Below are 19,893 nucleotides of genomic sequence, written 5' to 3' on the forward strand. Positions count from 1 at the left end.
AATGACTTGACTATCTTTCTCGCGTTCTCGCGGGCAATTTTTCGCTAACAGGCTATTAACCTTGTCCCGTTATCGGATTATTCAAGGAATCCGTTGGGAGCATTCTCATGAAGCTTTTCTGGGGCGCGCTGGGCGCAGGCATGATGCTGGCCGTCGGATCGCCGGCCGGCGCGGACGTCAAGGCCGGGGTCGATGCCTGGCAGCAGGGTGACTATGCCAAGGCGATCGGCGAATGGCGGCCGCTGGCGCAGGCGGGCGACGCCGACGCGCAGTTCAACATGGGCCAGGCCTACAAGCTAGGGCGCGGCGTGCAGTCGGACCTCAACGCGGCTCTGGACTGGTATCGCAAAGCTGCGGCCCAAGGGCATCTTCGCGCGGAGGATAATCTGGGCCTGATCCTGTTCCAGCAGGGCGACCGGGCCGGCGCCATGCCCTATCTGCAGCGCTCCGCGGCGCGCGGAGAACCGCGCGCGCAATATATCGTCGCGACGGCGCTCTTTAATGGCGATATGATCGGCAAGGACTGGGTCCGCGCCTATGCGCTGATGACCCGCGCGGCCGCGTCCGGCCTGCCCCAGGCGACGACCAGCCTGCAGCAGATGGACAAATATGTGCCGGAGGACCAGCGCAAGCAGGGTCTCGCGCTGGCGGCCAATCTCGAACAGCAGCAGCAACAGAGGAAGGACAGCGCCATCGCGCTGGCGGCCCCCGCTGCCCCGATGCCGCAGCCGGCCCGCAACCAGCCGTCGCAGGTGCGTACCGCCGAGTTGCCGCCCTCCACCATTCCGCAGCCCGCTCCACAGGCGCCGGCGACGCCGAAACCTGCTCCCGAGCCGACCAAACCGGTTGCGAAGCCGGTGGCGCCCAAGCCTATGCTGGCGAGCCGGCCCGCGCCCGCTCCGGCGGCATCGGGAGGCTGGCGCATCCAGTTGGGCGCGTTCAGCGAGGAAGGCCGCGCGCGGACGCTGTGGAAACAGCTGACCGGCAAGGTCGGCGGCCTGTCCGCCTATCAGCCCTATCTGGTGAAGGCAGGCACCGTAACGCGCCTCCAGGCCGGCCCGGTCGCCAGTGCCGCCGACGCGGCGCGGCTGTGTGGCGCGATCAAGTCGGCCGGCGGCGATTGCATGCCGAGGAAGATGTAGGGCGGGGCGTTGCCCCATTTGCCCGAAGCCTTCGATCTGCGCTAAGACCGGTTCCCCATAGGAGCCGGTGCCATGTCGATGCAGAAGGAAGGAACGATCGCCGCGCTGGCCGCGGCCGCGCTGGGCGAGGAGGATGCGCGGAGGGCGCTGGAGGCGCTGGCGATCGCGCCCGCGCTGATGGCGGAGAGCGGCGAGCGTGTGTCGCGCGCCGCCTTCGCGATGGCGATGAATGTCCTCCTGTTCCACGACCTGCTGCGGCGGGTGCCGAGCGGCAGCGCCTATGTGACCGACACGCTGGGGCGCGGCGGGCGCGTGCTGTTCGACCATGGCGCGCTGCGCACCGTCCGCATGCCGCAGGGGCCGACCGGCGCCCTGCCCGCGGGAGAGGACGCCTTCACCCGCATCTTCCTACCGCTCGGCTATGAGATGGCCGCCGTCTATCCGCTCGACCGGCTGCGCATGACAGGCCGCGCCTATCGTCATGCCGACGCGCCGGAGGATATTCCGCAGTTTTTCCTGTCGGAGCTGCATGTCGATCGCTTCGATCCCGAGTTCCAGGAGGCGGCGGAGCGGGTCTTCGGGTCCTCGCGCGATCCGCTCGACGGGGAGGCGCTGGCCCTGCTCGACGCCTTCGCCGCTGGCGAGGCTGTGTCGCTGGGGCAGGCGGCGCGGGTGTTACCGACGATCGTCGCGGCCTTCGACCGGCAACATGAGGCGCCCGACTTCGAGGATTATCAGCTCCTCCTGTCCCGTTCCAACGAAGCGGCCTGGATCGCGACCGAGGGCAATGCCTTCAACCATGCCACCGACCGGGTGCCCGACGTCGCGGCGCTGGCCGAGCGGCTGAAGGCCGAGGAGCGGCCGATGAAGGCACGGCTGGAGGTGTCGGCGACCGGTCGCGTGCGGCAGACCGCCTTCCGCGCCGACAGCGTGGAACGCGTCTTCGCCGACGGTGAGGTCCGCACAGTTCCCGGTTCCTTCTACGAATTCATCAGCCGTGACGTCGACCCAGAGACGGGACGGCTGGACCTGGCTTTCGACACGGGCAACGCCACCGGGATCTTCGCGATGACGAGCGCAGGCCGATGAGCGGAACATTCCGGTCGATCGATCCGGCCAGCGGCGAAATGGTGTGGGAAGGCGAAACCGCGGACGCAGCAGCGTGCGCGCGCGCGGTGCAGACGGCGCGCGTCGCCCTGCCCGCCTGGCGCAGCGCGCCGGTCGAGCAGCGGGTCGCGGTCGCGCGGCGCTATGCCGAGGTGCTGGGCGAACGACGCATGGCGCTGGCAACACTGATCTCGCGGGAGACGGGCAAGCTGCTCTGGGAGAGCGATGCCGAAGTCGGCTCGATGATCGCCAAGGTGGAGGTGTCGATCCGCGCCCATGCCGAGCGCACCGGCGAGCGGGCGGCCGACATGCCCTTCGGCAACGCGGTGTTGCGCCATCGCGGTCATGGTGTGATGGCGGTGCTGGGCCCTTACAATTTCCCCGGCCACCTGCCCAACGGGCATATCGTGCCGGCGCTGATCGCGGGCAATGCCGTGGTGTTCAAGCCGTCCGAGGTTGCGCCCGCAACCGGCGCGGCGATGGCGGATGCCTGGACGGCGGCGGGGCTGCCCGAGGGACTGTTGAGCATCGTCCAAGGCGGACGCGAGACCGGGGAGGCGCTGGTCGCGAGCGACATAGACGGGCTGCTGTTCACCGGATCGGCGGGTGCCGGCGCGGCGCTGCGCCGGGCGCTGGTGGACCGGCCGCATGTCATCATGGCGCTGGAGCTGGGCGGGAACAATCCGCTGGTCGCCTGGGATTCGCCCGAGGAGGCCGCTTCCATCATCGTCAGTTCGGCCTTCATCACGACCGGTCAACGCTGTTCCTGCGCGCGGCGGCTGATCGTGCCCGAGGGCGCGACGGGGGATCGGATCGTCGAGGCGGTCGACGCCATGGCCGGGCTGCTGCGCGTCGCGGCCTGGGACGAGCCGGGCGACGCCTTCATGGGGCCGCTGGTCTCCGATGCGGCGGCGGCCGGCGCCCACCGCGCGGTCGAGGGGCTGATCGCGCGCGGCGCGGGGATCATCCGGCCGTTCGAGGCAGTGAGCGGGCGGAGCGACGCCTTCGTAACCCCCGCCCTGCTGGACGTGACAGGACTGGACATGCCTGACGCCGAAATCTTCGCGCCGGTGCTGCAGGTCCTGCGTGTGCCCGATTTCGATGCGGCGATGCGCGCGGCGAACGACACGGCATTCGGCCTGTCGGCGGGGCTGATCTCCAGCGACCCAGACCTCTGGCAACGGTTCATCGAGGAAAGCCGCGCGGGCGTGGTCAACCGCAACCGGCCGACCACGGGCGCGGCGGGGAACATGCCCTTCGGCGGTCTGGGCGCTTCGGGCAATCACCGCCCAAGCGCCTATTATGCGGCCGATTACTGCGCCTATCCCATCGCGAGCTTCGAGGCGCCGGAGGTTGCGCCCGTGCCGGTTAACGGCTTGATCAGCGAAACGGCATAAGGCAACGGCCGATCGTTTCGTTTAAGGAGGCATGGGTGCAGGGTTCGAACGTCCCGTCCTGGGTGCTGACGCTGGTGTGCGCCGACCGGGTGGGCATCGTCGCGGCGGTGAGCCGCTTCCTGGCCGAGCGAGGCGGCTTCATCACCGACAGCCAGCAATATGCCGACCGAGACGCCGGCCGATTCTTCATGCGCGTGGCGTTCGAGGCGACCGACGAGCGGATCGGCACCACAACCCGGTTACGCGAGGATTTCGCGACGGTGGGCGGGGAATTCGGCATGGACTGGCAGATCACCGCCGCCGCCGATCGCCCGCGCATGCTGATCGCCGTTTCGAAGGGTTCGCACTGCCTGGCCGATCTGCTGCATCGCTGGCAGACCGGCACGCTGGCGATCGACATCATGGGCGTGGTGTCCAACCATCCCGACATGCGCCGGATCACCGAATGGCAGGGCATCCCATTCCACGAACTGCCGCCCAATGGCGACAAGGCCGCCCAGGAGGAGGCGCTGGCCGCGATCTTCGAACGGACGTGGTCGGACTATCTGATCCTTGCGCGCTACATGCAGGTGCTGTCGGAAGAACTGGTGCAGAGGCTGGAAGGGCGCTGCGTCAACATCCATCACAGTTTCCTGCCCGGTTTCAAGGGCGCGCGCCCCTATCACCGCGCGCATGAGCGCGGTGTCAAGCTGATCGGCGCGACGGCGCATTTCGTGACCGCCGACCTGGACGAGGGGCCGATCATCGAGCAGGCGGTCGAGCGCGTGGACCATCGCGCCACGCCCGAGGACATGATCCGCATCGGCCGCGACATAGAGGCGCAGGTGCTGGCCCGCGCGGTCGGCTGGCTGGCCGACCGGCGGGTGCTGCTGAACGGCGGGAAGACCGTGGTCTTCCGCTGAGCTACAGCCCCAGCCGCGCCCAGAAATCGTCCGGGGCGATCGACGCGGCGGCCGAAGCGGGCCGTTCGATACGCGAACAGGAATAATGGGGAATGTGCACGCGGTCGCGCTCTTCGGCGCGGCGCTGCTGGCGGAGGGATTTGCGGCTCATCGTCTTCTCCTGTGCAAGGGAACACGAAACCGGGCGTCGTCGCCTGGGACCCGTGCGCTTTAGCCGTTGGTGACGCGGAGCAAGCTGACATCCTTCAAAAGCCGCGGAGCGAAACGCTCGCAGCCTTCATGCGCCATCCCGCCGCTATCGGCAAAATAGGTTTGCTTGGGAGGATGATAGATCAGCGCAGCCGATCGGCATGCCAGCGCAGATGATCCGCCATGAAGGTGGAAATGAAATAATAGCTGTGGTCGTAGCCGGGCTGAAGCCGCAGTTCCAACGGGATGCCGGCCGCCGCGCAGGCCGCGCGCAGCAGGTCAGGGCGAAGCTCGCGCTCCAGGAAGCCGTCGGCTTCGCCCTGGTCGACGAGCAGCGCGGGAACCCGCGCGCCGTCCTCGATCAATGCCACAGCGTCGTGGCGGCGCCAGGCGGCATGGTCGTCGCCCAGATATCCAGAAAGCGCCTTCTGCCCCCAGGGCACCTGTGACGGGGCGACGATCGGCGCGAAGGCGGACACGGCCCGGTAGCGGTCCGGATGGTTCAGGCCGATGGTGAGCGCGCCATGGCCCCCCATGGAGTGACCCATGATCGACTGGCGGTCCATGTCGGCTGGAAAATGCGCGCCGATAAGGGTGGGCAACTCTTCCGTGACATAGCTCCACATACGGTAGTGCGCGGCATAAGGCGCCTGCGCCGCATCGACATAGAAGCCCGCCCCCAGGCCGAAATCCCACGCGCCGTCGGGATCGTCCGCCACGCCCTCGCCGCGCGGCGATGTGTCGGGTGCGACGAAGATCAGGCCCAGCTGCGCGCAGGCGGCGCGAAACTCGCCCTTTTCCGTCACATTGGCATGGGTGCAGGTGAGGCCGGAGAGATACCAGACCACCGGCAGCCGCGCGCCATCCTCGTGCGGGGGCACATAGACGGAGAAGGTCATGTCCGTCCCCGTTTCTCGCGAGGCATGGCGATAGACGCCCTGGATGCCGCCAAAGGCCTTGGCGCCCGAAACCTGCTCCAGTCCCATCATGGGTAGCGATACAGCGCGCAGAGCTTGTTCCCGGCGGGGTCGCGCAGATAGGCGAGATAGAGCTTTCCGAAAACGCCGCTCTCGCGGATGCCCGGAGGATCCTCGCAGCTCCTGCCGTCAGCCGCCACGCCTGCGCTGTGCCAGGCGTCGATCTGCTCCGGCGACGCGATGGCGAAACCGATCGTCCCGCCATTGGCATGGCAGGCCGGCTGGCCGTCGATCGGCTGCGTAACCATGAAGAGCCCGCCGTCATGCGCATAGATCAGGCGGCCCTTCGGGTCCGTCCTGCCCGGCTTCGCGCCGGCGACAGCGAAGATCGCATCGTAAAAGGTCCTGGACGCCTCGATATCGTTGGAACCCACCATCACATGGCTGAACATCGCCCTGCCCTTTTCCTTCAGAAGACTACGACGCTGCGGATGCTTTCCCCGGCATGCATCAGGTCGAATCCCTTGTTGATCTCCTCAAGCGAGAGGACATGGGTGATCATGGGGTCGATCTGGATCTTGCCGTTCATGTACCAGTCCACGATCTTCGGCACGTCGGTGCGCCCCTTGGCCCCGCCAAAGGCGGTGCCGCGCCAGTTGCGGCCGGTGACCAGCTGGAACGGGCGGGTCGAAATCTCCCTCCCCGCCTCCGCCACGCCAATGATGATCGAGGTGCCCCAGCCGCGATGGCACGCCTCCAGCGCGGTGCGCATGACTTCGGTGTTGCCGGTGCAGTCGAAGCTGTAGTCGGCGCCACCGTCGGTCAGTTCCAGCACGCGGGCGATCGTCTCTTCGCGCGACAGGCCACGGGAATTGAGAAAGTCGGTCATGCCGAACTTGCGACCCCATTCCTCCCGGTCGGGATTGATATCCACGCCGATGATCCGGCCTGCACCCGCCAGCTTCGCGCCCTGGATGACGTTGAGGCCGATCCCGCCCAGACCGAACACGACGACATTCTCGCCCACCTGCACCTTCGCCGTGTTGACGACCGCGCCCACGCCAGTGGTCACGCCGCAGCCGATATAGCAGCTGGACTGGAACGGCGCGTCCTCCCGTATCTTCGCGACCGCGATTTCCGGCAGCACGATGAAGTTGGAGAAGGTCGAGCAGCCCATATAGTGGAAGATCGGCTGGCCCCTGTAGCTGAAGCGCGTGGTGCCGTCGGGCATCAGCCCCTTGCCCTGGGTCGCGCGGATCGCGGTGCAGAGGTTGGTCTTGCCCGAGAGGCAGCTTTTGCACTGGCGGCATTCGGGCGTGTAGAGCGGGATCACATGGTCGTCGGGCTTCACCGAGACCACGCCCGATCCCACTTCGCGCACGATCCCGGCGCCCTCATGACCCAGGACGGACGGGAAGATGCCCTCGCTGTCGAAGCCGTCGAGCGTATAGGCGTCGGTATGGCAGATGCCGGTCGCCATGATCTCCACCAGAACCTCGCCCGCCTTGGGGCCTTCCAGGTCGAGTTCGACGATTTCCAGGGGCTTCTTCGCTTCAAAGGCTACGGCTGCGCGGGTCTTCACGGGGTCGTTCCTCCAGGACGTTTGGGCTGCGGCCGGGCAGCCCGTCACGCGCCTTCTATCGCCTCCTCCGGCAAAAGCCAGCGGGCGGAACAGGATCAGGCAATCATAGCCGTGGAACAGCGACCGGAACGAAGGATGGCGGAACGGCGAAGATCGCCGTTCGCGACCGGCAACCGATATTCCGCCGGCCCCGGCCGAGGCGCATACGCCCAGGGAAAACGCGGCTCAGGCGATGGCGTTATACAGGAACCAGCCTACGATCAGCAGGCTCGTCACGATACAGATACGATCACCGAAGATATCAATCCGAGACATCGCACAACATCCTTCCATCCCCAGGGCGTTCTCGTTCTGACGCCTTAATCCGAGAGTACATCAGTTTTCTCCGGCAAGGAACAGCAAAGCGTCGCCGGAGCGCGCCGCACATGCGACGAACTGACAAGGGATGGATGTTGAAAACGAACGATGCGATAATAAGAGCCGCCTGGGCCGGTATCCGCCGTTAGCGAAAACCCGCCCCCCGGTGACGGAGGAAGGACCGGGTCGCTTCCTCCGGGCCGCGATAGGCCTCCTGGAACTCCGCGCTCCAGTAAACGAGATCCTCCAGATCGATCCGCTCGCCCGACACGGCGCAGAGCACGAACTGGCCGGGACGGATCACTTCGAAATGCGGAGTGTCGTAATGCAGCTCCGCAAGGCCCTGAATGTCCGCCATCAGTCGCCGGTCAGGATGCGGTCGACGAGCTGCTTCACGGTCGGCACGAATCCGTTCGAATAGAAGGGATCCTGCTTGAACTTGTAAGCGCCATGGCCGGCGAACAGCAGGTTCTTATCGAGATCGCCGCCGTGCACCGCTTCCTGCAGCGATTTCTGGATACAGAAGCTGCGCGGATCGGCCAAGCGGCCGGTCGAGTTGGTCTCGCTGTCCATCCAGCTGGAGAAGGCGCATTGGGAGAGGCAGCCCATGCAGTCGGTCTGGTCCTTGCGTATCTCGGCCTTCTCTTCCTCCGTCACGAACACCAGGGTGTTGTCGGGCGTCTTGAGCGCGGAGGTGAAGCCCTGCCCCACCCATTCGCGGGCACGCAGCAGGTCGCCGCGGGTAACCCAGAAGTTCCTGCCTTTCACCCCAGCATCGAGCTGGTGGGTGTGGTCGCCCGCCTGCTCGGTGCTGAAGGGAATCTGCCGTTCCGAACGCGCCTCCAGCTGGCGGAGGAAGGGATTGCGGACCGCCGAGCTGTAGAAGCCGGTGGGCGAAAAGCGATGAAGCAGCACGTCGCCGGGCTCCAGCTGCATCAGCCGTTCCTTCCAGAGCTGAGGGATCGGGCTTTCCTGCGTCAGCAGCGGACGAGTGCCGAACTGGAAGGCAATCGCGCCCAGCTCCGGATTGTCGATCCAGTCGTTCCAGTCCTTGAGGTGCCAGACGCCGCCGGCCATCACGATCGGCACCTCGTCCGAAATGCCGCCTTCCCGCATCGTCTCCCGCAGCGCCTTCACGCGGGGATAGGGATCCTGCGGCTGCTTGGGATCCTCGGCATTGGAGAGGCCGTTGTGGCCGCCCGCCAGCCAGGGGTCTTCGTAGACCACGGCGGCAAGCCATTCGGACGCCTTGGAATAGGCCCGCTTCCAGAGCGCGCGGAAGGCGCGGCCGGAGCTGACGATGGGAAGATAGTTGACGCCGTAGGAGGCGGCGATCTCGCTGAGCTTGTAGGGCATGCCCGCGCCGCAGGTCACGCCGGCCACCATGCCCTTCGTCTTTTCGAGGACGCCGTGCAGGACGCGCTGGGCGCCGCCCATTTCCCACAGGACGTTGATGTTGATCGCGCCCTTGCCGCCCGCGATTTCGAAGGCGCGCTTCACCTGCTCGACGGCGCCGTCGATGGCGTAGGCGATCAACTCCTCATGACGGTCGCGGCGGGTGCGGCCATGGTAGATCTGGGGAATGACATTGCCGAAGCTGTCGTAGCTGTCGGCATTGACCGCGGAGACGGTACCGATGCCGCCGGCAGCTGCCCAGGCGCCCGAACTCTCATGATTGGAAACCGCGACGCCCTTGCCACCCTCAACCAGCGGCCAGACTTCCTGACCGCCATAGACGATGGGCTTCAAACCCTTGAACAAAGAAATCTCCTGCATGTTAGCCGCGACTTCCCCAAGCCGCATAAAACCCATCTATAGCAGTTTTCGGCGCCAATGACGAATTTTCGCGCGCCCTAGCGGAAAATATCGGGATGTGCCAGTGCCGTGCCGTAGAGTGCAGCATAGGCGTCGACCATCGCCGCCTCCGTGAAGTCGCGCGCGGCGCGGCGGCGGTTGGCTTCGCCGAGCGAGGCGCGCAGATCGGCGTCGGCAGCCAGAAGGCCGAGCGCCGTCGAGAGCCCCGTTTCGTCGGGCACCACGAAGGGCCGGTTTTCCGGCGCGACCATGTTCGCGACATCGCCGACGTCGGTTGAGACGACCGGCATGCCGGCGGCCATCGCCTCCACCAGCGAAATCGGGAACTGTTCGCTGTCGGAGGAGAGGGCAAAGATGTCGAACAGGCCGATGAAGCGCCAGGGATCGGTCATGAAGCCGGCCATGCAGAGATCGTCCATGCCGGCGTCCCGCGCCGCCGCGACGATCGCGTCCCGCTCCGGCCCCTCCCCCACCACGACCAGCTGCAGCCGGTCGCGATGCGGGGCGATGGCGCGGACCAGCCTAGGGATGTTCTTCACCGGGCGCAGCCCCGCCAGCGTCCCCACCAGCAGCTTGCCGGGGGTGCGGCGCAGGGCGGGGATGGCGTCGGGTGGCGGGGGCTCGGCGTAGCGGTCAACGGGGACGCCGTTGCGGATCAGGTGCAACTTTTGCGCGGGCTGTTTCCAGACTTGGCGCGCTATGCCCTCCAGTCGTACCGAGGGGACGACCAGGGCATGCGCCCGCTGGAGGGCGATGCGGCGATAGAGGTTGCGCTGGGGTTTCAGGCCGTCGGCCTCGTCGGCGTTGAAGCCGTCTTCATGATGGATGAGGGGCGGCAAGGCGCAGAGCGAGGCGGACAGTCGATGCGCCATTGCGGCGTCCATCGCGCCCCAGTTATAGGTGAGTATTAAATCGAATGATTTCAAGAAGTTAGATATATCACGGAAACGCCGGATGCCCGGCTTGCCGGCCATCGGCGGCGCATCGGGAAAATCGACGGGAACGGCGGGGTCGATCGCGGCGCGCGCGCCCATCGCGTCGGGCGCGGCGGAGACGATGCTGTGATGCGCGCGGTCGCCCCAGAGGTTCATGAGGCGGATGGCACGCGCTTCCTTGCCGCCCAGGGTGAAGCTGCCATGGACGTGCAGCAGCCGGGGCGGCCGCCCGTTGGGATCAGCCATGGAGAACGCGGGCGAGCAGACGGTCGACGGCGGCCGCCGCCTCCGGCTCGTCGAGCACGGGAGTATGGCCGACACCCGGCACCGTCACCAGTTCCGCGCCCCCACCGATCTCCCGCACCATGCGCTGCGCCGTCGCGTCGCTCAGCAGGTCGGAACGCTCGCCGCGCAGCAGCAGGGTCGGTATGCCGCGGAAGGCGGCCATTACCGGCCACATGTCGACCCCCGCCTGCTCCCCGGCGACCCGCAGCGGCTCGGCGATGCGCATGTCATAGTCGAGCACGATCCGGCCGGCGCTGTTGAGACGATAGAGCCGCTTGGCCATCGCCAGCCACTGCTCCAGTCCGTAATGGGGATAGACGTCGCGGTTCGCCTCCTCCAGCGCGCGGGCCGCCATGACCCAGCTGAGGTGCGACTGGCCGACGCCGACATAGGTGCGGATGCGCGCCAGCCCCGCCTCCTCCAGCGTCGGGCCGACATCGTTGAGCAGCGCGCCGGCAAGCCATTCGCGATGGGTCGCCGCGATCAGCATGGTGATGATGCCGCCCAGCGAGGTGCCGATCGCCACGAAGCGCTGGACGGCTAGGTCCGCGAGCAGGCGGCCGATGTCCTGCAGGTAGGTGAGCGGGACATAGCTCATCGCGTCCTTCGCCTGGGCGCTTTCCGCCCGGCCGCGCATGTCCGGGCAGATCAGGCGCCAGTCGCCCGCCAGCCGGGCAGCGAGCGGTTCGAAATCGCGTGCGTTGCGGGTGAGCCCCGGAAGGCAGAGCAAGGGCGGTCTGCCGTCATCCCCGCCCGCATAGTCGCGATAATGCAGCCGAAGGCCGTCGGGGGACCACCAATATCCGTCGCTATAGCCGCTCAAGCTTGATCCTTCCGCTGTGCGCACCCCATATCGCCCTATGCGCGAGCCCCTGCAACCTTTCACATTTGTCCCTGCCAACGAAATTCCGGCGCTGCAGCCCGATTTCGCCGACCCGGTGGCGGCGGCCGATTTCCCGCAGGCGATCCTGCGCTTCCGCAACCAGCGCTGGGCAACGGCGGTGGGGCTGGGCGCGCTGACGGACGAGGAATGGGTCCGCCATTTCGGGCGTTTCGCGCCGATGGAGGGATCGCTGCCGCAGCCGCTGGCGCTGCGCTATCACGGGCACCAGTTCCGGCAGTATAATCCCGACATCGGCGACGGGCGCGGATTCCTGTTCGCGCAGCTGCGCGATGCCGACGGACGACTGCTGGACCTGGGCACCAAGGGTTCGGGGCAGACACCCTACAGCCGGTTCGGCGACGGGCGACTGACGCTGAAGGGCGGTGTGCGCGAGATACTGGCGACCGAGATGCTGGAGGCGCTGGGGGTCGACACCTCCAAGACCTTCTCCCTGATCGAGACCGGCGAGGCGCTGGAACGCAATGACGAGCCGTCCCCTACCCGGTCGGGGGTGCTCGTGCGGCTCAGCCATTCGCACATCCGCATCGGATCCTTCCAGCGCGCGGCCTATCGCGAGGACAAGGCGCTGATGGAGCGGCTGACGGACTATGCGCTGACCAGGCTGTACCGCGAGGCGCCCGGCGACAATCCGCCCGCGCAGCTGCTGGGCCGGGTGGTCGAGCGGACAGCGGAGCTGGCGGCAAGCTATATGGTCGCGGGGTTCGTGCACGGTGTGCTGAACAGCGACAATATCAACGTCACCGGCGAGAGCTTCGACTATGGGCCTTGGCGTTTCACGCCGCTGTGGGATCCGGGCTTCACCGCCGCCTATTTCGACCATGCGGGGCTGTACGCCTTCGGGCGGCAGGCGGAAGCGATCCACTGGGACGTGGCGCAGCTCGCCGTGTCCCTGCGGACGCTGACGGAGGCCGAGCCGCTGATCGCGGAACTGGAGCACTTTCCCATACTGTACGGCCAGGCGGTGACACGGCGCTTCTGCGCGCGGCTGGGCGTGGCGGCGGGGCCGGATGCCGGGGAGATGGTCCAGGCGGCGGTCCGAGGCATGATGGAAACCGGGACACAGATCGACCGCTTCTTCCACGACTGGCGGGGCGGCGTCGCGCGGGATGTGGGAAGCTATGCCGGGGAGGCGTGGACGCCGTTCCGGGAAGCGGTCGCCGGAGCAAAGCCGATGCCGGGGGCGAAGGACCACCCCTATTGGGCGGATGCAGCGCCCTGTTCGATGCACATCGAGGAGGTCGAGGCGATCTGGAGCGCCATCGACAAGGGAGAAGACTGGGAACCGCTCCACGCCAAGGTGGCGGCGGTCAGGCGCATGAGCGAAGCCCACGCAATTCTCCCCTCATGAGCCCGCCTGCGAATCCGCCTCTCTCTTCAGGACGCCGATGATCTTGGAATAGGCACGGGCCAGATCCTCCAGCCGCCCCCGTTCCTTCGCACAGTCGGCAACGACCGCCTGGTTCAGCGCCGCCTGCCGCCGCCGGTCGAGATATTCGAAGCGTTCCATGATCAGCGCCGATAGGAGGAAGCGGGCGGCTGCCGGGCGATATGCTGGGACGATCGCGTTACCGAGCCGGAAATCAGCTTGCCCTTCATGAGCGACCGGAAGGAATCGCAGTCGCGGCTGTCGAGCATCACGATCCTGAAGCCGCCAGACAGCAACGGCTCACCACCGACAGCCGGAAACCGTTCTTCTCGCAAAGCGCGTCGATCTGCCCCGCGGTGGCGTCGACATGGATCACGCGGCTCATGCATGTTCTCCTTCGCCGCCGAACGGATGCGGATTGAAGGATGCCGTGCCGTCGGCGCGATCCGACCGATAGGGCAAGGGATGCTGGCGGATGCGCCGGGCATAGCGCTTCGCGAGGCTGCGGTGGGTGCGGCGTTCGGCGGGGCAGGCGCAATCCTGCGCTCGCAGCAATTCTTCCTGCTCGCGCTTCAGCAAATAATTCAAGTCATCCATCGAAGGCTCCGCGGCTGGCAAGCGGGAGCGCAATGGTCTCTCAGTTACGGCGAATGCTTGCGGCATGGTTCGCGCAATGCACACATCCTAACAGGTCGGGGCCGGATTGTCGTGGGAAAGTTTGGAAATGGCTTTCGGCAGGCGTGCCAAGGGGCAAGCGGGCGACCGTCCGTCCCATGCCTCTTTTTTCCTTAACCATTTTCGGCCATATCCGCTGCCATGTCCGCAGCGTTGATTTCCTTCGAGCCCGCCACCGGCGCACAGCTGTGGCAGGGCAAGACAGGCGACGTCGCCGCGGAGGTCGCGCGGGCGCGGGCGATCTGGCCGAAATGGGCGTCGCAACCCATCGCCTATCGCATTGAGGCGCTGCGCCGCTTCGTCAACGTCGTTCGGGCCAATGAGGATGCGCTGGCCGACCTGATCGCGCGCGAGACCGGCAAGCCGCTGTGGGACGCGCGCGGCGAGGTGGCGTCCGTCATCGGCAAGGTCGACATATCGGTCGCCGCCTATTCCGAGCGCACGGGGCAGAAGCGGCTGGATGCCGCCATGGGCGCGCGCCAATCGCTGCGCCACAAGCCGCATGGCGTGATGGCGGTGCTCGGCCCCTATAATTTCCCCGCGCACCTGCCCAACGGGCATATCGTGCCGGCGCTGCTGGCGGGCAATGCGGTGGTGTTCAAGCCGTCAGAAAAGACGCCCGCCGTCGGCGAGATGCTGGTCCGGCTCTATCATGAGGCGGGCGTGCCCAGCGACGCGGTACGGCTGCTGCTGGGCGGGGTGGAGGAAGGCAAGGCGCTGGCGGCCCATCCCGACGTCAACGGGATATTGTTCACGGGTTCGGCGCAGGCCGGGATCGCCATCAACCGCCAGTTCGCCGCGCAGCCGGGCAAGATCCTGGCGCTGGAAATGGGCGGCAACAACCCGATCGTCGTCTGGAACACGCCGGAAATCGGCGCCGCGGCGGCGATCGTCATCCAGTCGGCCTTCATGACATCCGGCCAGCGCTGCACGGCGGCGAGCCGGCTGATCGTGCGCGACAGCCTGGCCGATACCCTCCTGACCGAAGTGAAGAAGATCACCGACCGGCTGATCGTCGATCATCCCCACGCCACGCCCGCGCCCTATATGGGGCCGGTGATCGATAACGAGACCGCCGACGGACTGACCGAAAGCTTCCTCTACCTGATGAGCAACGGCGGGCGGCCGATCAAGCATATGGTCCGGCCGGTCAAGGGCCGCCCCTTCCTGACGCCCGCGATCATCGACGTCACGGCGATGCAGGAACGGCCCGATGTCGAGCTGTTCGGTCCGCTGCTGCAGGTGGTGCGCGTGCCCGATTTCGAGAGCGCCATCGCCGAGGCGAACAATAGCCGCTACGGCCTGTCCGCATCGCTGATCGGCGGGTCGCCCGAGCAATACAGCCAGTTCTGGTCGAACATCCGCGCCGGTATCGTCAACTGGAACCGGCCAACCAACGGCGCGTCCTCCTCCGCACCCTTCGGCGGAGTGGGCATTTCGGGCAACCATCGGCCGAGCGCCTATTATGCGGCCGATTATTGCGCCTATCCGGTGGTGTCGGCCGAGATCGAGCAGCCGCGGGCGTCCATTGGCGTCGGGCTGAAGGACATCGACACCAGCGCGATGGGGGATTGAGAGAGCCAACGATGCCGTTTGTGCTTTCTCTACCTTCCCGCTAATCAAACATTTCCTTAGGGGCCACCAACGCATTCTGAATTGAAGTCGAGGCGCGCTTTCGCCATGTGCCGACCATGGCTTCCTCTGCCCCTGCAACCGTTTACCTGGTCGGTGCCGGTCCCGGCGATCCCGAGTTGCTGACCCTGCGCGCCGCGCGGCTGATCGCGGCGGCGGGGGTGATCGTGCATGACGGGCTGGTATCGCCGGAGGTGCTGGCGATGGCCCGGCCGGATGCGCAGCGGATTTCGGTCGCCAAGCAGCGCAGCCGCCATTCGATGCCGCAGGACGAGATCAACGCCCTGCTGGTGCGACTGGCACGCGAGGGGCGCAGCGTGGTGCGGCTGAAGGGCGGCGATCCGTTCATCTTCGGCCGCGGCGGCGAGGAAGTGGACGCCTGCCGCGCGGCGGGCGTTCCGGTAGAGGTGGTGCCGGGCATCAGCGCGGCGCTGGGAAGCGCGGCGCAGGCGCAGCTCCCCCTCACCCATCGCGCCGCTTCGAGCGCGGTGAGCTTCGTCGCGGGGCAGTGCAAGGGTCTGACCGAGCAGGACTGGTCCGGGCTGGCGGGCAAGGGCCGGACGCTCGTTATCTACATGGGCGTGGCGACGGCGGCCGACATCGCCGACAAGCTGATCGCCGACGGCGTGGCGCCGGGCATACCGGTGGCCGTGCTGGAGAAGGGTACGCGCGCCGACGCGCGGGTGCTGCGGACGCTGCTGGCGGACCTGGGCGACATGGTGGCGCGCGAGGCGGTGAAGAGCCCCGCGCTGATCGTGGTCGGCGAGGTGGCGGCGCTGGCGAATGCGCGCGATGTGATGGCCGGCTGGGCCGCGCAGGTTGAAAGGGAATCGGAGATGCGTTCGTGAAGATATTGACGGGCAATGACCTTGTGACCGGGGATGTCGTCTGGTGGGCGGGCGATGGCTGGTCGCGGCTGGTCGGCGATGCGGTCGATGTCGGCGAGCGCGGCGACGAACTGGCCCGCGCCGAGGAAGCCGCGCTGCGGGTCGTCGCGCCCTATGTGATCGACGCGACCGTCACCGACGAAGGCGTGCGCCCCGCCCATATCAAGGACCGCATCCGCGCGCTCGGCCCGACCGTGCGCCCCGACCTGACGCTGAAACCGAATGATGCCGACGCCGGCAACTGGGTGATCTGAACATGTATCGCTACGACAATTACGACCAGTCCATCGTCGAGGCCCGCGTCGACGAATTCCGCGACCAGGTGCAGCGCCGCCTGACCGGCGCGCTGACCGAGGACCAGTTCAAGCCGCTGCGGCTGATGAACGGGCTCTACCTGCAGCTGCACGCCTATATGCTGCGCGTTGCCATCCCCTATGGCACGCTGTCCGGGCGGCAGATGCGCAAGCTGGGCGAGATCGCGCGGAAATATGACAAGGGCTATGGCCACTTCACCACGCGCACGAACATCCAGTACAACTGGATCAAGCTGGCCGATGCGCCCGATATCCTGGCGGAGCTGGCGGGCGTGGAGATGCACGCCATCCAGACCAGCGGCAATTGCATCCGCAACATCTCGTCCGACCAATATGCCGGCGTGTCCGCCGACGAGGTGGCGGACCCCCGCCCCTGGGCCGAGCTGCTGCGCCAATGGTCGAGCTTCCACCCGGAATTCACCTATCTGCCGCGCAAGTTCAAGATCTGCGTGATCGCGGCGGAAGAGGACCGGGCGGCGATGCGGCTGCACGACATCGGCCTGAAGCTGGTGGAGCGCGACGGCGCTATCGGGGCCGAGGTCTATGCCGGCGGGGGAATGGGGCGTACGCCGATGGTTTCGCCGCAGATCCGCGACTTCGTGCCCGAGGACGAGATCGTGTCCTATCTGGAGGCGTGCCTGCGGGTCTATAACCGCCATGGCCGGCGCGACAACAAGTACAAGGCGCGGATCAAGATCCTGGTCCACGAGCTGGGCGTCGAGGAATATAAGCGGCAGGTGGAGGAAGAGTTCGCGCATATGCGGACGCTGGGCCTCAACCCGCCGACTGAGGAGCTGGATCGCATCCGCGCGCATTTCGCCGGGCCGGACTATGAGACGGGCCTGAGCGATGCGATCGACCGCAGCGATCCCGCCTTCGCCCTGTGGGTCGACCGACAGGTCGTGGCGCACCGGGCGCCGGGCTATGCGATCGTCAACATCAGCCTGAAGCCGCGCGGCGGCATTCCCGGCGACGCTTCGGCCGAGCAGATCGAGCTGGTGGCGGCGCTGGCCGAGCAATACAGCCTGGACGAGCTGCGCGTCACCCATGCGCAGAACCTGGTCCTGCCGCATGTAAGGAAGGCGGACCTGTACGCCGTCTGGCAGAAGCTGGACGAGGCGGGTCTGGCGGAGGCCAATCTGGACCTCATCACCGACATCATCGCCTGCCCCGGGTTGGACTATTGCAGCCTCGCCAATGCGCGCTCGATCCCGCTGGCGCAGAAGCTGTCGGAGCGCTTCGCCGCGCAGGACCGTCAGGCCGAGCTGGGCGAGCTGAAGGTCAAGATTTCCGGCTGCATCAACGCCTGCGGCCACCATCATGCAGGGCATATCGGCGTGCTGGGCGTGGACCGGAAGGGCGTGGAGAATTTCCAGCTGTCGCTCGGCGGATCGGGCGCGGAGGATGCCAGCGTCGGCCAGATCACCGGCCCCGGTTTCTCCGAGGACGGCGTGGTCGATGCGATCGAGAAGGTCACCGACCTCTATCTCGCCGAGCGGCAGGAGGGGGAGCGTTTTCTCGACACCTATCGCCGGATCGGCATGAAGCCGTTCAAGGAGGCGATCTATGGCTGAGTTCCTGTCCTTTCGCGAAGGCGAGGCCGCGCAGGAGCCGGCCGTCACGGTCGAAGCCTTCACCGGCCAGTCCAACGCCACCGCCGTCCGCATCGAGCCGGGCGAGGATGCACGCGAGCTGCTGCCCTGCCTCGATCGGCTGGCGCTGGTGGAAGTGAACTTCCCCGGTTTCGGCGACGGACGCGGCTACAGCGCCGCCCGCATCCTGCGCGAGGCCGGCTATCAGGGCGAGCTGCGCGCGGTGGGCGACGTGCTGGTGGACCAGATCGTCGCGATGCGCCGCTGCGGCTTCGACAGCTTCCGGCCGGACAAGCCGCTGGACGATGCCGCTGTGGAGCGCGCCCTCACCCGTTATGCCGACGTCTATCAGAAGAGCGTCGATGGCCGCAGCCCCGTCTGGGCGAAGCGGCACCCGGAGAAAACAGATGGCTGAGCCTGCCCGCAAGCTGGACGTCATAGACGCTCGCCCCGCCTTCACCCAGGCGGATGCGGACGCGCTGAACGCGCGGTTCGAGGGGGTGGACACGCTGACGATGCTGCGGACGGTGTTCGCCGAAGGGCTGGCGGGCAAGGTCGCGGTCGTCTCCTCCTTCGGCACGGAGAGCGCGGTGCTGCTCGACCTGGTGGCGAAGGCCGACCCGAGCGTGCCGGTGATCTTTGTCGACACGCTGAAAATGTTCGCGGAAACGCTGAACTATCGCGATACGCTCATCAAGCGCCTGGGCTTCACGGACAGCCGGACGGTGACGCCCGACGCGGCGGTGCTGGCGAAGAAGGACGAGACCGGCCTGCGCTGGTCCTACGACCCAGACGGCTGCTGCGAGATCCGCAAGGTCGAGCCGATGAAGCGCGCCAAGGATGGCCTGGACGCCTGGATTTCGGGCCGCAAGGCATTCCAGTCCGTGACGCGGCAGAACCTGCCGCGCTTCGAGGTCGAGGACGGCCGGCTGAAGATCAATCCGCTGGGCGACTGGACCAAGTCGGACCTGGAAGCCTGGTTCGCGGCGCACGACCTGCCCCGTCACCCGCTGGAGGCGCAGGGCTATCTGTCGATCGGCTGCGAGCCGTGCACGTCCAAGGTCCTGCCGGGCGAAGACCCGCGTGCGGGGCGCTGGCGCGGCTGGGACAAGGTGGAATGCGGCATCCATTCGCCGGTGTCGCCGATCCCGGTGGCCGATCCCGACGATCCAGCCAACCAGCCGGCGTTCTGACCGATCGCAGCCCTGGGCTTTGTCAGGCCCGCACCAGCTCCACGGCGCGGGCAAACACCGCCTCGAACATCTCGCGCGTCAGACGCCCGGTGTTCTGGTTGTAGCGGGAGCAGTGGTAGCTGTCGATCAGCATGCGTCCATCGGGCATGCGATGTTCCGCCATGTGCGCGAAACGGGCCTTGGGCAATTTACCGCCGAGTATCTTCACGGCCGACTGGTGGGCGATCTGGCCGAGCGCGATGAACACCCGCGCCCGGGGCAGCATATCCACCGCCTGCGCCAGGAAGGGCCGGCAGGTGCGGATTTCCTCCGGCGTCGGCTTGTTCTGGGGCGGGAGGCACTTGACCGAATTGACGATGATGAAGTCGCGCAGGACGAGACCGTCGTCGGGGCGGGCTTCATATTGCCCCTCGGCCAGCCCGAACTTCGCCAGCGTCTCGAACAGCAGCACCCCGGCATGGTCGCCGGTAAAGGGCCGCCCCGTGCGGTTGGCGCCATGCTTGCCGGGGGCGAGGCCGATCATCGCGATCCGCGCTTCGGGATCGCCGAAAGCGGGCACCGGCGCATTCCACCAGCCGGGAAATTCCGCCCGGCATTCCTGGCGTAGCGCGACGAGACGGGGGCAGCGCGGACAATCATGGGGCGGCTCGCTTTGCGGCAGGGGACTTTCCAGCATCATGCGCAGCAGATAGGCGGCCTTTC

The 19,893-nt window shown here is 67.0% G+C and carries 23 protein-coding genes; 11 read left to right on the forward strand and 12 right to left on the reverse strand.

The window, feature by feature from the left end; translation table 11 throughout:
• The first annotated feature begins 107 nt into the window (after window positions 1-107).
• The 4 genes from M529_RS35070 (at window position 108) to purU (ending at window position 4,548) form a co-directional block, all read left to right on the forward strand.
• Window positions 108-1,142 carry an SPOR domain-containing protein gene (locus M529_RS35070; RefSeq protein WP_021317916.1) on the forward strand — a complete coding sequence of 345 codons (1,035 nt, stop codon included), beginning with the start codon at window positions 108-110 and terminating at the stop codon, window positions 1,140-1,142.
• 72 nt (window positions 1,143-1,214) lie between these two features.
• Window positions 1,215-2,231, forward strand: a complete 1,017-nt coding sequence (locus M529_RS35075) for a 2-oxoadipate dioxygenase/decarboxylase family protein (RefSeq protein WP_021317917.1) — start codon at window positions 1,215-1,217, stop codon at window positions 2,229-2,231.
• Window positions 2,228-3,646, forward strand: a complete 1,419-nt coding sequence (gene astD / locus M529_RS35080) for a succinylglutamate-semialdehyde dehydrogenase (protein ID WP_021317918.1) — start codon at window positions 2,228-2,230, stop codon at window positions 3,644-3,646. The genes M529_RS35075 and astD (M529_RS35080) overlap by 4 nt, the downstream gene beginning before the upstream one ends.
• Window positions 3,647-3,708: 62 nt before the next feature.
• Entirely contained in the window at window positions 3,709-4,548 is an 840-nt protein-coding gene (purU, locus tag M529_RS35085; protein WP_031294945.1) for a formyltetrahydrofolate deformylase, read from the forward strand.
• Window position 4,549: 1 nt separating this feature from the next.
• On the opposite strand, the gene M529_RS49995 is transcribed toward purU, so the two are convergent.
• The 8 genes from M529_RS49995 to M529_RS35120 all read right to left on the reverse strand — a co-directional run bounded on the left by M529_RS49995 (window position 4,550) and on the right by M529_RS35120 (window position 11,451).
• The gene (locus tag M529_RS49995; protein ID WP_021317920.1) at window positions 4,550-4,699 is read right to left on the reverse strand and encodes a hypothetical protein; all 150 of its coding nucleotides are present in this window, start codon (window positions 4,697-4,699) and stop codon (window positions 4,550-4,552) included.
• A gap of 181 nt (window positions 4,700-4,880) precedes the next feature.
• On the reverse strand, window positions 4,881-5,717 hold the full coding sequence (fghA, locus tag M529_RS35090; protein ID WP_031294946.1) for an S-formylglutathione hydrolase: 837 nt from the start codon (window positions 5,715-5,717) through the stop codon (window positions 4,881-4,883).
• A gap of 5 nt (window positions 5,718-5,722) precedes the next feature.
• Window positions 5,723-6,106, reverse strand: a complete 384-nt coding sequence (locus M529_RS35095) for a VOC family protein (RefSeq protein ID WP_021317922.1) — start codon at window positions 6,104-6,106, stop codon at window positions 5,723-5,725.
• 17 nt (window positions 6,107-6,123) lie between these two features.
• Window positions 6,124-7,236: an S-(hydroxymethyl)glutathione dehydrogenase/class III alcohol dehydrogenase gene (locus M529_RS35100; protein WP_021317923.1), complete on the reverse strand. Its 1,113-nt coding sequence runs from the start codon at window positions 7,234-7,236 to the stop codon at window positions 6,124-6,126.
• 502 nt (window positions 7,237-7,738) lie between these two features.
• Window positions 7,739-7,951 carry a DUF2093 domain-containing protein gene (locus M529_RS35105; protein ID WP_021317925.1) on the reverse strand — a complete coding sequence of 71 codons (213 nt, stop codon included), beginning with the start codon at window positions 7,949-7,951 and terminating at the stop codon, window positions 7,739-7,741.
• Entirely contained in the window at window positions 7,951-9,354 is a 1,404-nt protein-coding gene (locus M529_RS35110; protein ID WP_021317926.1) for an NAD(P)H-dependent flavin oxidoreductase, read from the reverse strand. The genes M529_RS35105 and M529_RS35110 overlap by 1 nt, the downstream gene beginning before the upstream one ends.
• Window positions 9,355-9,446: 92 nt before the next feature.
• Window positions 9,447-10,589: a glycosyltransferase family 4 protein gene (locus tag M529_RS35115; RefSeq protein ID WP_021317927.1), complete on the reverse strand. Its 1,143-nt coding sequence runs from the start codon at window positions 10,587-10,589 to the stop codon at window positions 9,447-9,449.
• The gene (locus tag M529_RS35120) at window positions 10,582-11,451 is read right to left on the reverse strand and encodes an alpha/beta fold hydrolase (RefSeq protein ID WP_021317928.1); all 870 of its coding nucleotides are present in this window, start codon (window positions 11,449-11,451) and stop codon (window positions 10,582-10,584) included. The genes M529_RS35115 and M529_RS35120 overlap by 8 nt, the downstream gene beginning before the upstream one ends.
• 37 nt (window positions 11,452-11,488) lie before the next feature.
• On the opposite strand from M529_RS35120, the gene M529_RS35125 reads away from it, so the two are divergent.
• Complete coding sequence (locus M529_RS35125; protein ID WP_021317929.1) at window positions 11,489-12,880, forward strand: protein adenylyltransferase SelO family protein; 1,392 nt, start codon at window positions 11,489-11,491, stop codon at window positions 12,878-12,880.
• Here the strand turns inward: M529_RS35125 and M529_RS49905 are convergent.
• The 3 genes from M529_RS49905 to M529_RS35135 form a co-directional block, all read right to left on the reverse strand.
• On the reverse strand, window positions 12,875-13,039 hold the full coding sequence (locus M529_RS49905; protein ID WP_021317930.1) for a hypothetical protein: 165 nt from the start codon (window positions 13,037-13,039) through the stop codon (window positions 12,875-12,877). The two genes, M529_RS35125 and M529_RS49905, sit on opposite strands and share 6 nt — an antisense overlap.
• Window positions 13,040-13,041: 2 nt before the next feature.
• Window positions 13,042-13,167: a hypothetical protein gene (locus M529_RS50570; RefSeq protein WP_021317931.1), complete on the reverse strand. Its 126-nt coding sequence runs from the start codon at window positions 13,165-13,167 to the stop codon at window positions 13,042-13,044.
• 112 nt (window positions 13,168-13,279) lie between these two features.
• Window positions 13,280-13,495: a hypothetical protein gene (locus M529_RS35135; protein WP_021317933.1), complete on the reverse strand. Its 216-nt coding sequence runs from the start codon at window positions 13,493-13,495 to the stop codon at window positions 13,280-13,282.
• Between the two features lie 219 nt (window positions 13,496-13,714).
• On the opposite strand from M529_RS35135, the gene astD (M529_RS35140) reads away from it, so the two are divergent.
• The 6 genes from astD (M529_RS35140) to M529_RS35165 all read left to right on the forward strand — a co-directional run bounded on the left by astD (M529_RS35140) (window position 13,715) and on the right by M529_RS35165 (window position 19,191).
• Complete coding sequence (gene astD, locus M529_RS35140) at window positions 13,715-15,148, forward strand: succinylglutamate-semialdehyde dehydrogenase (RefSeq protein ID WP_021317934.1); 1,434 nt, start codon at window positions 13,715-13,717, stop codon at window positions 15,146-15,148.
• 116 nt (window positions 15,149-15,264) lie between these two features.
• Window positions 15,265-16,053, forward strand: a complete 789-nt coding sequence (gene cobA / locus M529_RS35145; protein ID WP_021317935.1) for a uroporphyrinogen-III C-methyltransferase — start codon at window positions 15,265-15,267, stop codon at window positions 16,051-16,053.
• A complete protein-coding gene (locus tag M529_RS35150; protein WP_021317936.1) occupies window positions 16,050-16,346 on the forward strand; it encodes a DUF2849 domain-containing protein in 297 nt (98 codons plus the stop codon). The genes cobA and M529_RS35150 overlap by 4 nt, the downstream gene beginning before the upstream one ends.
• Before the next feature lie 2 nt (window positions 16,347-16,348).
• On the forward strand, window positions 16,349-17,980 hold the full coding sequence (locus M529_RS35155) for a nitrite/sulfite reductase (RefSeq protein WP_021317937.1): 1,632 nt from the start codon (window positions 16,349-16,351) through the stop codon (window positions 17,978-17,980).
• Window positions 17,973-18,413, forward strand: a complete 441-nt coding sequence (locus M529_RS35160; protein WP_021317938.1) for a DUF934 domain-containing protein — start codon at window positions 17,973-17,975, stop codon at window positions 18,411-18,413. Before M529_RS35155 ends, M529_RS35160 begins: the two co-directional genes overlap by 8 nt.
• Window positions 18,406-19,191 carry a phosphoadenylyl-sulfate reductase gene (locus M529_RS35165; RefSeq protein WP_021317939.1) on the forward strand — a complete coding sequence of 262 codons (786 nt, stop codon included), beginning with the start codon at window positions 18,406-18,408 and terminating at the stop codon, window positions 19,189-19,191. The genes M529_RS35160 and M529_RS35165 overlap by 8 nt, the downstream gene beginning before the upstream one ends.
• A gap of 22 nt (window positions 19,192-19,213) precedes the next feature.
• Here M529_RS35165 and M529_RS35170 read toward each other — a convergent pair whose 3' ends face one another.
• A complete protein-coding gene (locus tag M529_RS35170) occupies window positions 19,214-19,870 on the reverse strand; it encodes a uracil-DNA glycosylase (protein ID WP_021317940.1) in 657 nt (218 codons plus the stop codon).
• Window positions 19,871-19,893: the final 23 nt, after the last annotated feature.

It is taken from the genome of Sphingobium ummariense RL-3 (assembly GCF_000447205.1).
GTDB classification, from domain to species: Bacteria; Pseudomonadota; Alphaproteobacteria; order Sphingomonadales; family Sphingomonadaceae; genus Sphingobium; species Sphingobium ummariense.